This is a genomic window from Streptomyces durhamensis (assembly GCF_000725475.1).
GTDB lineage: Bacteria > Actinomycetota > Actinomycetes > Streptomycetales > Streptomycetaceae > Streptomyces > Streptomyces filipinensis.
Genome location: NZ_JNXR01000015.1, coordinates 387,083 through 400,073, shown reverse-complemented (window position 1 = coordinate 400,073; position 12,991 = coordinate 387,083). Strand labels below are relative to the sequence as shown.

Genomic DNA, 12,991 nt, shown 5'->3' with positions numbered 1-12,991 from the left:
GGGCCGTCCGCGATGGCCGTATGTGATCGGTGGGCGCGAGCCGTCTCGCAGCCACCGCGCCACCGGGTCGTGCGTCGAACCGGCTCGGACGCCCAGGTCGAAGCCCTTGCGCTGCTCATGCCACGACCTCTATAACGTCTCCAGCAGGTATCGGCGGGGATGGCCGGAAATGGCAGTTGCCGCCGACCAGGGGATCCTCGGCTCCGCCGCGATCGGCATCATCGCCCGCAGACCGACGGAGACCCCAGCCATGACCGACGACGCCTACCGCGCTGCCATGATCCGGCTGGCCGCCGACCCCGCCTTCAGAGCCGAACTGGACGGCGACAGCGCCGAGGTGGCCCGAAGACTCGGCCTGACGCCCGCCCAGGTCGCCGCACTGCGCTCCCTGCGCGTCGACGCCGGCGCCGACGGGGGACCGGCCGCACTGGATCCGCGCCTGTCCAAGTCCTCCCTGTTCTTCGGAAGCGCGGCGCACGCGCTGGCCCACCACGACGTTCCGGCGCACACCGACGTTCCGGCAGACACTGACGTTCCAGCACACACCGACGCTCTGGTGCACACCGACGTGCAGGAGGGCCTCGGCGGCGCCGACGCCTCCCCGTCGGGCGCCCACAGCCTGCTGGGCGGTGAGCTGTTCGAGGGGCCCCCGGGCGTAGCGGGCCACAGCGCGGGCGAGTTCGGCGGATTCGGTGAGTCCGGTCAGTTCGGTGCGTCCGGTCAGCCTGGTGAGTTCGGTGAGTTCGGCGGTTTCGGGGGCGAGGCGGACGGCGCGGACCTCGGCGGTCTCGGAGGCCATGCCGGGGGCGCCGAAGGGGGCTTCGGAGAGTTCGGTGACGGGGGCTTCGGCGGAGCCGGCGGCGACTTCGGCGAGGTCGGACCCGGCGGGGCCGACGGCGGTTTCGGCGGCGCCGACGGTGGTTTCGGTGAGGGCGGGTTCGGTGACGGCGGCTTCGGCGGTGGCCCCGACGGTGCGGGGTCCGGGGACTTCGGTGGCCACGGGGACTTCGGTGGCCATGGTGGCTTCGGCGGGACCGGCGGCGAAGGCGCTGGCGACACAGGCCACTTCGGTCACGGCGGCATCGATGACCGCGGCGAGGGCGACGGCGGTGGAGAAGGCGGCGGCGCCGGGGGCGGCGGAGAAGGCGGCGGTGGCGAGGGCGGCGGTGGTGAGGGGGCCGGCGACCCGGAGAACGGCCGTCGTCCGAGCGGTGGTGGCGATCCCGGTGGCGGTGCGTCCGAGCGGTGGTGGCGATCCCGGTGGCGGTGGCGGTGAGGGTGGTGACGGCGGTGGCGCGGACCCGATGGAGAACGGCCGTCGTCCCAGTGGCGGTGGCGATCCCGGCGGCGGCGAAGGCGGTGGCGGTTCCGGCGACGGCGTAGGGGGTTCGGAGAACGGCCGGCGCTTCGGCGGTGGCGGTGGTGAGCCCGGTGGCGGGGGCCGCGAAGGCACCCTCGGCCGGGCCGGGACGACCGTGCGCGGCGGCATCGGCCTGCCCGGTACCGGCGACGCGGCCACCCGCCTGTCGCCCTCCGCCCCCGAGGCGGACGGCGGCTTCAACGGCGGAACCTTCCGCAGCGGTTCCGGCGGGGGCTGAGCCACCGCATGCTCTGCCATGTCTGCCGCGTCCGCACGCGGCGCGACTTCCCCTACTGCCTGCGCTGCGGCACCCTCCGGCGCGGCGCGGCACCGACGGCCTACGCCGCACCCCAGCTGCGCGGCCTCGACGACCCCGCCCTGCTGGTCCCGCTGACCGGCCCGATCACCACGCTGGGCCGGGGCGCGGACAACGACGTCGTCCTCGCCGACGGCAGCGTCTCGCGCCGCCACGGCCGCATCGTCCGCACGGACGAGGGCTTCCGGATCGAGGACCTGGACTCCTTCAACGGCACGGCGGTCGCGGGCGTCGAACTGCACGGCGGCGTGGCCGGACTCGCCGACGGCACCGAGCTGTCCGTGGGCGACGTACGCCTCGTGTTCGAGCAGCCGCGCGATGCGCGGATCGGCTCGCGCACGATGGTCGTCGGCACCCAGCTGACCCAACTCCCCACCGCCGCCCAGGAGGAGGCCCCGGAGGCGGCCGGCCCGCTCACCGCGCGCCCCCGCCGCCGCTCCGGCTGGGCCCTCAAGCAGGTGCCCGGCGATCGCGCCGAGCCCCGCTGGGTGCTCAGCAGCACCCGCACCGGGCGCTATCTGGAGCTGGACGAACGCCAGGTCTTCCTGTGGCACGCGGTCGACGGCGAGAACACCGTACGGGACCTGCTGTTCGCGTACGCCGAACGCTACGGCGAACTCGCCCTGCCCCGCATCGAGTCCGCGCTCGCCGCGTTCGCGGACGCCGGGCTGCTGCGCGGCCTGCCCGGGCGGCCGGAGGCGGAACGGCCCCGGGGCTGGCGCCGGGCGGCGCGCGCCGTCCACCGGGCGCTGTTGAAACTGGAGGTCTCCGTACCCGGCCTCGACCGGCTGGTGACCCGTCTCTACCAGTCCTTCGGCTGGCGGCTGTTCACCCGCACCGGGGTGACGCTGGCATGGCTGTCCGTCGTGGGCGGCCTCGTCGCCTTCTTCACCGCGCAGGGACACCACCGCCTGCTGGACTTCGGCGGAGCGGGCGCGTGGGGCCCCGTGCTGCTCATCGCCGGATACGTGACGGCGCTGCTCGTCCACGAACTGACCCACGCGCTCGCCGTGAAGTCGTACGGCCGCACGGTCCGGCGCGGCGGGTTCCTGCTGATGATGGGCATGCCGTTCGCGTTCGTGGACACCAGCGACATGTGGTTCGGCTCCCGCTGGTCCCGGGTCGTGGTGGCCCTGTCCGGGCCGCTGTCCACGGCGGCCCTGGCCGGCTGGAGCGCCACGGGCGCGGCCCTGCTGCCCGCCGGACCGGCCTCCGCCGTCCTCTACCACCTGGCCTTCGGCCTCTACCTGAACACCCTCTACAACTTCAACCCCCTGATGCCGCTGGACGGCTACCAGGCGCTGACCGACGCACTGCGCGTGCCCCGGCTGCGCGAGGAGGCGAGCGCGTACTTCCGTACCGGCCTGTGGCGGGACCTGCGCGCCGGCAACCGGCCGGGCCCACGCCAGGCGGGCATGGCCGCCTACGGCCTGGCCGTCGTCGCCGGCACCTACGGCTTCCTCGCCCTGGCCGTGCTGGCCTGGCGCTCCCGGATCGGCGACCTCCTGGGCGACAGGCTCCCCGCACCGTGGACCACCGTGATCGAGACCGCCGTGGTCGCCCTGGTGGCCTTCCCGGTGTGGTCCGCGCCCGTACGCGCCCTGGCCCGCCTGATCCGCCGCCGGGAGGCGGCGCGCGCGGCGGTGCCCGGCACGGCACCCGGCGCCCCGGTGGAGGGGACGGCATGACACAGCCACCGGAAGGGACCGGCTGGACCGTACCCGGCTACGAGCCGATCCGCACCCTCGGCGAGGGGTCCGGCGGCCGGGTCGTCCTGGCCCGGCACCTCGCGACCGGCGTGCCCGTCGCCATCAAGTACCTCAGCGGGCGCCTGTTCGCGGACCGGGAGTTCCTCGCCCGCTTCCGCGCCGAGGGCCGGCTGCTCGGCGAGCTGCGGCACCCCTGTGTGGTCCGGCTGTACGAGTACGTCGAGGCACGCGCCGGTGCCGCCATCGTCATGGAGGCGGTGGACGGGGTCAGTCTGCGCGGGCTGCTGCGCCGGCACGGCACGACCGGTCCCGAGGCCGCGCTCGTCCTGCTCAAGGGCTCCCTGCTGGGGCTCGGCGCGGCGCACGCCGCCGGAGTCGTGCACCGTGACTACAAGCCGGAGAACGTGCTGGTCCGCGCCGACGGCAGCAGCACGCTCGCCGACTTCGGCATCGCCGTGCGCAGCGGACGCGAGACCGAATCCGCCGGCACGCCCGCCTACATGGCGCCCGAGCAGTGGCAGGGCGTGGCCGGCGGCCCGGCCGCCGACGTGTACGCGGCGTCGGTGGTGTTCTTCGAGTGCCTGACCGGCCGGCTGCCCTTCCCCGCCGGCGACCTCACCGCCCTGCGCCTGCAGCACCTGCGCGCCCCCGTCCCGCTGGACGACGTACCCGGGCCGGTGCGCGCACTGCTGCGCGCCGGCCTGGCGAAGGACCCGGCGGACCGGCCGGGCGTCGAAGCCCTCCTCGCCGACCTCGAACGCTCCGCCACCGAGGGCTACGGCGCGGGCTGGGAGGAGCGGGGCCGACGGCGGCTGGCCGAACTGGCCGCGCTGCTCGCGCTGTTGTTCCCGCTGACCACGACCGCGGCCCTCGACGGCTCGGCCCAGGCCCTGACCCTGCTGGGCCGGATCAGGCGCGGCGGCTGGAAGGTGGCGACCGGGGCGACGGCCGCGCTCGTGATCGTCGCGGGCGGGGCGACGTACGCGAAGGACCGCCCGCACGAGACGGCGACGACCGTGGCCGGCTCCACCCCGTCCGCCCTCGACTCGCCGACCACACCCGGCACTTCGGCCTCCGTCCCGCCGGCCTCCGCCCCGGCCTCCGCCCCGCCGACGACCGGCGCGACGCCCACCGCGGCACCCTCGGACGGCTCGTCCTCGCCCTCGACGGCACCCTCGTCCTCGTCGCCCACCCCGTCCACGGGCACGACCGCACCGACCGTGGCACCGAGCACCACCTCGCCCGGGCCGGACGGCGCCGGCACGGTCACGATCACCATCGGCTCCTGGCAGCGCGGGCAGCGGCCGGGCACGCTGACCGCCGCGGTGACGGTCGAGACCACGGGCACCGGGCCGCTGACCGTCACGGCGAACTACTACGTCGACACCCCCGCCGACCCCTACGGCTCGCAGACGCAGCCCCTGTCCGGCAGCACGCGGTACGCCGTGACGTTCGAGGCCGACTTCTCGAACCACCCGTGCCGTGGCACCTGGGACGTCACCCTCACCAGCGACCCGCCGGCCGCGAACGGCCCCCGGACGGCGTCCCTGGACGCGCCGCCGTGCTGAACCCCGAACGGACCGACATGACGACGACAGCCACCACGGTGGCCGGCCGGCCCCTGTCCGACTGGACCCGGGACGCGCGCCACGGCACCTGGCACGCCCTGCTCCCGGCCCGGCCCGGCGAACCCGTGCGCGGGGCGCTGCGCGTCGACCGCGCCCTGCTCACGCCCGAGGGAGCGCGCGAGCGCCTGGCCGCCGCGGTGCTCGCCACCGCGAAGCTCCGGCTGCCCGGACTGCTCGGCACGGTCGACCTCGTCGCCGAGGCGGGCGAGGTGTGGCTGATCACCGCCCGGCCGCCGGCGCCCGCACTCGACGACGTGCTCCACGCCGACGGCCTCGGCCAGGACGCGGGCAGCGCCGCGAGCGTTCTCAACGAGACCGCGCAGACCCTGCTCGCCCTGCACGCGGCAGGCTTCGCCCACGGCTGCTTCGGCCCCCGCACCGTGGCCCTCGCCCCGGACGGCGTCGCCCTGCTGACCGAGGCGGCACTGGCCACGGTGCTGGGAGACACCCCGGCGGCGGGCACCGGGTCGGTGGACGGGCGGGTGGCCGGCACCGGGTCGGTGGACGGGCGGGTGGCCGGCACCCGCGCCGCGGACACACGGGCCTGGGCCGCCCTTGCGCGGACCCTCGCCACCGCGTGGGCCACCGCGGGCACTCCCGCGGCGGACCTCCTGACCCGCTGCGCCGCCATCGCGGACACCGAGGGCCTCGCGGCGGCCCGCGCCACCCTGGTGTCCGGCCGCACCTGCCTCCCACCCGACTTCCTGCGCCGCACGGCACTGCGCGCGGCGGTGGCCGGGACGACCCCCGCATTTCCGCCGCTCCCCACGCCCCCGGCACCGACGCGATCACCGGCGGACGGGGCCGCCGGCCCGCTCGGCCCGCCGGTGGCCGACCACGCTGCGGGACCGGCGGCCCCGCCCCCCGACGCCGATCGCGCCGACGGCCCGGACCTCCCGGCCGAACAGGCCACCACGGCCGGCCTCACCCACCGCGTCCCGGCGCCCACCGGCCCTGATGCGACTTCGGCCGAACAGGCCACCATGCGTGCTCGCCGCGTCCCGCCGTCCGTCGGGTCCGACGGGTCCTCGGACGAACGGGCCACTGTGCTGGGCCGTGCTCGCCGTACTCCGGCGTCCGTCGGGTCCGATGGGTCCTTGGACGACCAGGCCACCGCACGTGCTCGCCGCGTCCCGCCGCCCGCCGGTTCCGATGGGTCCTCGGACGACCAGGTCACCGTGCTGGGCCGTGCCCGCCGCCCCCCTGCGTCCGCCGGGTCCGAGGCGGCCCCGGACCAACAGGCCACCGTGCTCGGTCGGCGCCACCAGGGCGGTGCGTCGGCGGGGTCCGCCGGGGAGGGCGGCGACGGCGGGGAGATCCTGCTCCGGTTCGGACCCGGCGTGCCCGCCGACGCGACGTACACCCCGTCCGCCCCGGCACGCACCGCACCGCCGGGCCCCCGGCGCAGACGCCGCGGCCGGCTCGGCGCGGTGGCGCTCGCGGCGATCGCGGCGCTCCTGCTCTGGCTGTTCCTGCGCCCCACGCCCGCCCCGGCGGTCCTCGCCGTCCGGGTGCACGCCCCCGTCAAGGAGCTGCGCTGCGGCCAGACAGCCGACCTGACCGGTGACATCACCACGGACGGCACCGGCGGCCCCGTGGCCTACCACTGGCTCCGCGGCGCCGGGCAGGACACGGGCGAGCTGGTCAGCACCGCGCGCCGCGGCGCGCGCACGCTCCGCGTGCACCTGCGCTGGACGGTCCGCGGCCCCGGCCGCTTCCACGGCACCGCGCGCCTGCGCGTCGCGCACCGGCCACGCCCGCTGGAGGCGACGGCGACCTTCACCTACGCCTGCCCCTGACCGCATTCCGCCGAAGCCCTGGCCAAGGCCAGGTACATGTCGGATTCTCGCCAGCGGGCGGCGGCCGCGGTGGCCGATCCTGGACCCATGCAGACAGCGACCCCCCTCGACCGGGAGCACTGCGTACGCGCCGTGCAGTCCAAGGACGCGCGGTTCGACGGGTGGTTCTTCACGGCCGTGCTGACCACCCGGATCTACTGCCGGCCCAGCTGCCCCGTCGTCCCGCCCAAGCCCGAGAACATGACCTTCTACCCGAGCGCGGCAGCCTGCCAGCAGGCCGGGTTCCGGGCCTGCAAGCGCTGCCGCCCGGACACCAGCCCCGGCTCCCCGGAGTGGAACCAGCGCGCCGACCTGGTGGCCCGCGCCATGCGGCTGATCGCCGACGGCCTCGTGGACCGCGAGGGCGTGCCCGGACTCGCCGCCCGCCTCGGCTACAGCACCCGCCAGGTGGAGCGGCAGCTGCTCGCCGAGCTGGGCGCGGGCCCCCTCGCGCTCGCCCGCGCCCAGCGCGCCCAGACCGCGCGGCTGCTCATCGAGACCACCCCGCTGCCCATGGCGGAGATCGCCTTCGCGGCCGGCTTCTCCTCCATCCGCACCTTCAACGACACCGTCCGTGAGGTCTTCGCCCTGACACCGAGCGAGCTGCGTGCCCGCACACCGGGATCCGGGGCCGGCACGCCGGGCGGGATCGGCCTGCGGCTGCCGTTCCGCGCCCCGCTCAACCCGTCCAACCTCTTCGGCCACCTCGCCGCCACCGCCGTACCCGGTGTCGAGGAGTGGCGCGACGGCGCCTACCGGCGCACGCTCCGGCTGCCGTACGGCCACGGGATCGCCTCCCTCACCCCCCGCCCCGACCACATCGCCTGCCGCCTCACCCTGAGCGACCTGCGTGACCTGACCGTGGCGATCAGCCGCTGCCGCCGCCTGCTCGACCTGGACGCCGACCCCGTCGCCGTCGACGACCGGCTGCGCACCGATCCGCTGCTCGCGCCGCTGGTCGACCGGGCGCCGGGCCGGCGCGTGCCGCGCACGGTCGACGAGGCCGAGTTCGCCGTCCGCGCCGTCCTCGGGCAGCAGGTGTCCACGGCCGCCGCCCGTACCCACGCGGCCCGCCTGGTCACCGCCCACGGCAAGCCCCTGGACGACCCCGAGGGCGGCCTCACCCACCTGTTCCCGTCCCCCGGGGCACTGGCCGCCGTCGACCCCGAGACGCTGGCCATGCCCCGCACCCGGCGCACCACCTTCAGCACGCTGGTCCGCGAACTCGCCGACGGCACCCTCCACCTGGGCGTCGAGAGCGACTGGTCCCAGGCCCGCGCCAGGCTCCTCGCCCTCCCCGGCTTCGGCCCCTGGACCGTCGACGTCATCGCCATGCGCGCCCTGGGCGACCCCGACGCCTTCCTCCCCACCGACCTCGGCATCCGCCGTGCGGCGGGGGAGCTGGGCCTGCCCTCCACCCCGGCCGCGCTCACCGCCCGCGCCGAGGCCTGGCGGCCCTGGCGGGCGTACGCGGTGCAGTACCTGTGGGCGACCGACAGCCACCCGGTCAACTTCCTCCCCGTATAAGAAGGTTCCACCCGTGACGACCGAGATCACCGAGATCACCGAGACCTGCCACACCGTGATCGACAGCCCCTACGGCCCGCTCACCCTGGTCGCCGACGCCGACGGCGCCCTGTGCGGGCTGTACATGGCCGGCCAGCGGCATCGCCCGGCCGAGGAGGACTTCGGCCCGCGCGACGACACCCCGGCCGTCTTCACCGAGGCCGAGGAGCAGCTGACGGCGTACTTCGCGGGGCGGCTGACGTCGTTCACCGTCGAACTGGCCCTGCGCGGAACGCCGTTCCAGCGCAGCGTCTGGGGACAGCTCACCCGCATCCCGTACGGCGAGACCCGCACCTACGGCGAACTCGCCGACGCCCTCGGCAGCCCCGGGGCCTCCCGCGCGGTCGGCCTGGCCAACGGCCGCAACCCCGTCGGCATCATCGTCCCCTGCCATCGCGTGATCGGCTCCGACGGCAGCCTCACCGGATACGGCGGCGGCCTGGACCGCAAGCGCCGGCTGCTGGACTTCGAACGCGGTACGGCCCTCTTCTGACCGACGGCCGTACCGGCGGGCCCGCGCCCGCCGGCACGGCGCCACCGCGGGTCAGCCGAGGATCCGGACCGGGGCGCCGTCGAGGTAGGCCTGGATGTCCTCCACGGCCTGGCCGTAGTAGCGCGCGTAGTTGGCGCGGGACACGTATCCCAGGTGCGGGGTGGCGAGCAGGCGCGGCGCGGTGCGCATCGGGTGGTCGGCGGGCAGCGGTTCCACGTCGAAGACGTCGACGCCGGCGCCGGCGATACGGCCCTCGCGCAGCGCGGCGAGCAGCGCGTCCTGGTCGACGATCGCGGCCCGCGAGGTGTTGATCAGATAGGCGGTCGGCTTGAGCAGGGCGAGTTCGGCGGCTCCGAGGAGGCCGCGGGTCCGCTCGCCCAGTGCGAGGTGCACGGACACGAAGTCGCTGCCCGCGAGCAGTTCCTCCATGGCCGGGGCCAGCCGTACGCCGGCCTCGTCGGCGCGCTCCTGGGTGAGGTGCCGGCTCCAGGCGACGACGTCCATGCCGAAGGCGAGCCCGACCCGGGCGACCCGGCTGCCGATCCTGCCCAGGCCGAGCAGCCCGAGCGTGCGGCCGTGCAGGTCGGCGCCGACGGTCGACTGCCAGGGGCCGCCGTCGCGCAGGGCGTTGTTCTCCGGGACGATGCCGCGGGCGAGCCCGAGGAGCAGGGCCCAGGTGAGCTCGACCGGCGGGGTGCCGGAGCTCTCGGTCCCGCACACGGTGACGCCGCCGGCCTCGGCCGCCGCGTAGTCGATCACCGAGTTGCGCATGCCGGAGGCGATCAGGAGCTTCAGCCGGGGCAGCCGGTTCAGCAGGCCCGCCGGGAACGGCACCCGCTCGCGCAGCGTGATCACGCAGTCGAAGCCGGCGAGCGCGGCGGCGAGCTCGTCCTCGCTCGCGAAGTGCTCGGTGAAGGAGACGACCTCCACCCGGTCGCCCAGGACCGACCAGTCGGCCGACGCGGCCGCCACGTCCTGGAAGTCGTCGAGTACGGCGCAGCGGAATCGCATGTCGTTCCTCCCCGGGGAGACGCGCTGTCGGTGCACGCGCGTGGGCATCGGCGGCCGCCCGGTCCGCGGCCGCCCGGCGGAAAGATCTCGCCCCGGTCGGTCACCGCACCGGGAAGCGGGTCGTCGTGCGGGACCGGCGTACCCCCTACCTGCCGCTCTCGGCGCGGATGCGGTCGAGCAGTTCGGGCAGCGCGGTGCCGATCGGCTCGCGTACGACGTCGTCCGCGCGGTCGTCGTACGGCGTCGGCTCGGCGTTGACGATGATCAGCCGGGCGCCGTGGTCTGCGGCGACGCCGACGAGGCCGGCGGCGGGCTGGACCTGCAGGCTGCTGCCGACGGCGATGAAGACCGTGCAGGCCTTGCTGATCGTCACGGCCTCACCGAGGACCACCGGGTCCAGGCGCTCCCCGAACATCACGGTGGCGGACTTGAGGATGCCACCGCACTCCAGACACGCCGGATCGTCCTCGCCGGCTTCGACCCGGGCGAGGGCGTCCTCCATCGGCCCCCGCGCCCCGCACCCGGTGCACACCACGCCGCGTGCGCTGCCGTGCAGCTCCAGCACCTTGCGGGCGGGCATCCCGGCCAGCTGGTGCAGCCCGTCCACGTTCTGCGTGATCACCCGCACCGGCACGCCGGAGCGCTCCAGCTCGGCGACGGCCCGGTGCGCGGCGTTCGGCTCGGCCTGCAGCGTGCGGTTCTTCCGCCGCATCTGCCAGGACCGGCGCCGGATCTCCGGGTCCGCCATGTAGTACTCGTACGTCACCAGCTTCTCGGCCTCGGGATCCCGCCGCCACAGCCCGTTCGGACCGCGATAGTCGGGGATCCCGGAATCGGTGGAGATACCGGCGCCGCTGAGTAGGGCTACGAGAGGGCTGCTCATGGCCCGAGAGTAGGCCGCCCGCCTGCTCGGAGCGAACGCGTTTCGAGCGGCCTCACGGGTCCTCGGCGGTGCCGGCCGCGAGGGGGCGCATCCGGTCTATGGTGGCGCCATGAGTGATCACTCCGAAGCGCCTGTCACGCCCGTCGAGACCCCTGAACCCCCCTATTACGTCGCTGTCTTCACCTCGGTGCGGACCCAGGACCAGAGCGGCTACAGCGAGACCAGCGCACGCATGGAAGAGCTGGTGAAGGACGTCCCCGGGTTCCTGGGGATGGACCACGCGCAGACTCCCGGCGGGCTGGGCATCACCGTCGGGTACTTCCGCGACGCCGAGGCCCTCGCGGAGTGGCGGAGCAACGCCGAGCACCGCGCGGCGCAGAAGCGCGGGCAAGCCGACTGGTACCAGAGCTACACGCTGCACGTGGCGAAGGTGGAGCGGAGCCACGCTTTCACGCGAGCGTCGGCCCCGCGGAGCCCGGCAGCGGGCTGACCCGCCGAAGGGCGAACGCTCTTCGACCTGCCACGAGGTGCCGCCGGAGCGGAGACGACGGGTGCGCGCACCCGCCGCCGGGTCAGGCCACCCGGTGGCCGTTCTCCAGTTCCGCCGTGCCGGAGCCGTCCGCGAGGACGTCGAGGGCGGTCAGGACGCGGCGGCCGACGGCGCCGGGCAGGTGGGTGGTGATCTCCTCGCGCGGGACCAGGCGCCAGGAGAGCAGTTCCTCCTCCTGGAGGCGGATGGCCTTGAGGTCGGCGTCGGAAAGGACACCGCCGTCGTACAGGTACGCCACCAGCGGCGGACGGGCCTCGCCGTGCACCCAGTCCACGGCCAGCAGCCGGCCGAGCTGCAGGTCCAGCCCGATCTCCTCCAGCGTCTCCCGGCGGGCGCCCTGGCGCGGGGTCTCCCCGTCGTCCGACTCGATCGTGCCGCCCGGCAGCGCCCAGCCCTCGCGGTAGTTGGGCTCGACCAGCAGCACGCGCCCCTCGGCGTCCCGGAAGAGCGCGGCGGCACCGGCGAGGACACGGGGCAGGCTCGCGATGTACGTGGCGAAGTCAGGAGTCGTGGTCATTCAGGAAGGGTAACCAGCGGCCGTACGGCTACGGCGCGGCCGTCGCCAGGCGCAGGGTGCGTTCCGCCAGCGCACTGATCCGTACGCCGTCGAAGCCGAACACCGCGCTCCGTACCGTGTCCCGCAGCGGCTCCGTCCACCGGGCGGGGATCGCGTCCGCCCCGGTGAGGACCCCGGCCACCGAGCCGGCCGTCGCCCCGTTGGAGTCGGTGTCCAGGCCGCCGCGCACGGTCAGCGCGATGGTCCGGGTGAAGTCGCCGTCGCCGTAGAGCAGCCCGGCGGTGAGGACGGCGGCGTTCGGGACGGTGTGGATCCAGCCGAGCCCGGCGGTCTCCGCGGTCAGCGTGGCCAGGGTCTCCTCCCAGGGCAGCCGCGTCGCGTGCAGGGTCATGACCCGGCGTACGGTACGGGCGAGCCGGCAGCTCGCCGGGACGACGGCGAGCGCGCTGTGAAGCGCGTCCCGGACGGTCGGCGCGGTGAACGCCGCCGCGATCAGCGCGGCCGCCCACATCGCCCCGTAGACGCCGTTGCCGGTGTGCGAGAGCACCGCGTCCCGGCGGGCCAGGGAGGCGGCGCCGGCCGGGTCGCCGGGGCGGGTCCAGCCGTGCACGTCGGCGCGGATCAGCGCGCCGATCCACTCCTGGTACGGGTTGTCGTACGTCGCCGTCAGCGGTGGCTTCAGCCCGTTCGCGAGGTTGCGGTACGCCGCCCGTTCCGCGGTGAAGGTCTGCAGGTACGGCAGCCTCAGCAGCCACAGGTCGCCGACCTGCTCGGTGCTGAAGCCGAAGCCGTGCGTCTCCAGCAGGTGCAGGCCGAGGATCGCGTAGTCCACGTCGTCGTCGCGCACGCTGCCGTGGATCCGGCCGCGCACGCAGTCCCGCCACTCCGGGCGCAGTACGGCGGTCTCGGCCGGGTCGGCGGGCTCGGGCAGGTAGTCGGTCAGGGGCAGCGCCTCGGCCTTGCGCAGATAGCGGTCGATGCGCTCGCGGGTCCACACCTCGCCCTGCTCGACCGGTTTGCCGAGCATGTTCCCCGCGATCCGGCCGAGCCAGCCGCCGTGGATGCGGTCGGCGAGGGCGGCGGGTCCGGGGCGCTGGCTGGTCATGGCTGGGGTCTACCC

Annotated in this window: 12 protein-coding genes; 8 read left to right on the top strand and 4 right to left on the bottom strand. The window is 75.4% G+C overall.

The annotated features are described in order from the left end of the window. The first annotated feature begins 169 nt into the window (after window positions 1-169). From IO33_RS50500 to IO33_RS0123635, 7 genes are all read left to right on the top strand, one after another. Window positions 170-1,276 (top strand): hypothetical protein, encoded by a 1,107-nt coding sequence (locus IO33_RS50500; RefSeq protein ID WP_031168264.1) that lies wholly within the window; start codon window positions 170-172, stop codon window positions 1,274-1,276. 28 nt (window positions 1,277-1,304) lie between these two features. Then, window positions 1,305-1,598, top strand: coding sequence for a hypothetical protein (locus IO33_RS53575; protein ID WP_051926914.1), 294 nt, complete (start codon window positions 1,305-1,307; stop codon window positions 1,596-1,598). Between the two features lie 8 nt (window positions 1,599-1,606). After that, complete coding sequence (locus IO33_RS46020; protein ID WP_051926913.1) at window positions 1,607-3,364, top strand: FHA domain-containing protein; 1,758 nt, start codon at window positions 1,607-1,609, stop codon at window positions 3,362-3,364. Further along, window positions 3,361-4,953, top strand: coding sequence for a serine/threonine-protein kinase (locus IO33_RS0123650; protein WP_063765775.1), 1,593 nt, complete (start codon window positions 3,361-3,363; stop codon window positions 4,951-4,953). The genes IO33_RS46020 and IO33_RS0123650 overlap by 4 nt, the downstream gene beginning before the upstream one ends. 17 nt (window positions 4,954-4,970) lie before the next feature. After that, window positions 4,971-6,812: a serine/threonine-protein kinase gene (locus IO33_RS46015; RefSeq protein WP_157857892.1), complete on the top strand. Its 1,842-nt coding sequence runs from the start codon at window positions 4,971-4,973 to the stop codon at window positions 6,810-6,812. A gap of 87 nt (window positions 6,813-6,899) precedes the next feature. Next, complete coding sequence (locus tag IO33_RS0123640) at window positions 6,900-8,378, top strand: AlkA N-terminal domain-containing protein (RefSeq protein ID WP_031168254.1); 1,479 nt, start codon at window positions 6,900-6,902, stop codon at window positions 8,376-8,378. Between the two features lie 13 nt (window positions 8,379-8,391). Next, a complete protein-coding gene (locus IO33_RS0123635) occupies window positions 8,392-8,910 on the top strand; it encodes a methylated-DNA--[protein]-cysteine S-methyltransferase (RefSeq protein WP_245235855.1) in 519 nt (172 codons plus the stop codon). Between the two features lie 51 nt (window positions 8,911-8,961). Here the strand turns inward: IO33_RS0123635 and IO33_RS0123630 are convergent, their stop codons facing one another. Beyond that, complete coding sequence (locus tag IO33_RS0123630) at window positions 8,962-9,921, bottom strand: D-2-hydroxyacid dehydrogenase family protein (protein WP_031168251.1); 960 nt, start codon at window positions 9,919-9,921, stop codon at window positions 8,962-8,964. Window positions 9,922-10,066: 145 nt separating this feature from the next. After that, the gene (locus IO33_RS0123625; protein WP_031168248.1) at window positions 10,067-10,804 is read right to left on the bottom strand and encodes an SIR2 family NAD-dependent protein deacylase; all 738 of its coding nucleotides are present in this window, start codon (window positions 10,802-10,804) and stop codon (window positions 10,067-10,069) included. 109 nt (window positions 10,805-10,913) lie between these two features. Here IO33_RS0123625 and IO33_RS0123620 point away from each other — a divergent pair, with 109 nt between their 5' ends. After that, the gene (locus IO33_RS0123620; RefSeq protein WP_031168246.1) at window positions 10,914-11,294 is read left to right on the top strand and encodes an antibiotic biosynthesis monooxygenase family protein; all 381 of its coding nucleotides are present in this window, start codon (window positions 10,914-10,916) and stop codon (window positions 11,292-11,294) included. An 82-nt stretch (window positions 11,295-11,376) separates the two neighbouring features. Here IO33_RS0123620 and IO33_RS0123615 read toward each other — a convergent pair whose 3' ends face one another. Together IO33_RS0123615 and IO33_RS0123610 are read right to left on the bottom strand one after the other, a co-directional pair. Then, entirely contained in the window at window positions 11,377-11,871 is a 495-nt protein-coding gene (locus IO33_RS0123615) for an NUDIX domain-containing protein (protein ID WP_031168244.1), read from the bottom strand. Between the two features lie 28 nt (window positions 11,872-11,899). Then, window positions 11,900-12,976 carry an ADP-ribosylglycohydrolase family protein gene (locus IO33_RS0123610; protein WP_031168242.1) on the bottom strand — a complete coding sequence of 359 codons (1,077 nt, stop codon included), beginning with the start codon at window positions 12,974-12,976 and terminating at the stop codon, window positions 11,900-11,902. Window positions 12,977-12,991: the final 15 nt, after the last annotated feature.

Excerpts from the sequence above, each read along its gene's own strand:
- IO33_RS46020 (WP_051926913.1), top strand. The coding sequence starts at position 1,607 with ATGCTCTGCCATGTCTGCCGCGTCCGCACGCGGCGCGACTTCCCCTAC.
- IO33_RS0123625 (WP_031168248.1), bottom strand. The coding sequence starts at position 10,804 with ATGAGCAGCCCTCTCGTAGCCCTACTCAGCGGCGCCGGTATCTCCACC.
- IO33_RS0123650 (WP_063765775.1), top strand. The coding sequence starts at position 3,361 with ATGACACAGCCACCGGAAGGGACCGGCTGGACCGTACCCGGCTACGAG.
- IO33_RS0123640 (WP_031168254.1), top strand. The coding sequence starts at position 6,900 with ATGCAGACAGCGACCCCCCTCGACCGGGAGCACTGCGTACGCGCCGTG.
- IO33_RS0123610 (WP_031168242.1), bottom strand. The coding sequence starts at position 12,976 with ATGACCAGCCAGCGCCCCGGACCCGCCGCCCTCGCCGACCGCATCCAC.
- IO33_RS0123630 (WP_031168251.1), bottom strand. The coding sequence starts at position 9,921 with ATGCGATTCCGCTGCGCCGTACTCGACGACTTCCAGGACGTGGCGGCC.
- IO33_RS53575 (WP_051926914.1), top strand. The coding sequence starts at position 1,305 with ATGGAGAACGGCCGTCGTCCCAGTGGCGGTGGCGATCCCGGCGGCGGC.
- IO33_RS50500 (WP_031168264.1), top strand. The coding sequence starts at position 170 with ATGGCAGTTGCCGCCGACCAGGGGATCCTCGGCTCCGCCGCGATCGGC.
- IO33_RS0123615 (WP_031168244.1), bottom strand. The coding sequence starts at position 11,871 with ATGACCACGACTCCTGACTTCGCCACGTACATCGCGAGCCTGCCCCGT.
- IO33_RS46015 (WP_157857892.1), top strand. The coding sequence starts at position 4,971 with ATGACGACGACAGCCACCACGGTGGCCGGCCGGCCCCTGTCCGACTGG.
- IO33_RS0123620 (WP_031168246.1), top strand. The coding sequence starts at position 10,914 with ATGAGTGATCACTCCGAAGCGCCTGTCACGCCCGTCGAGACCCCTGAA.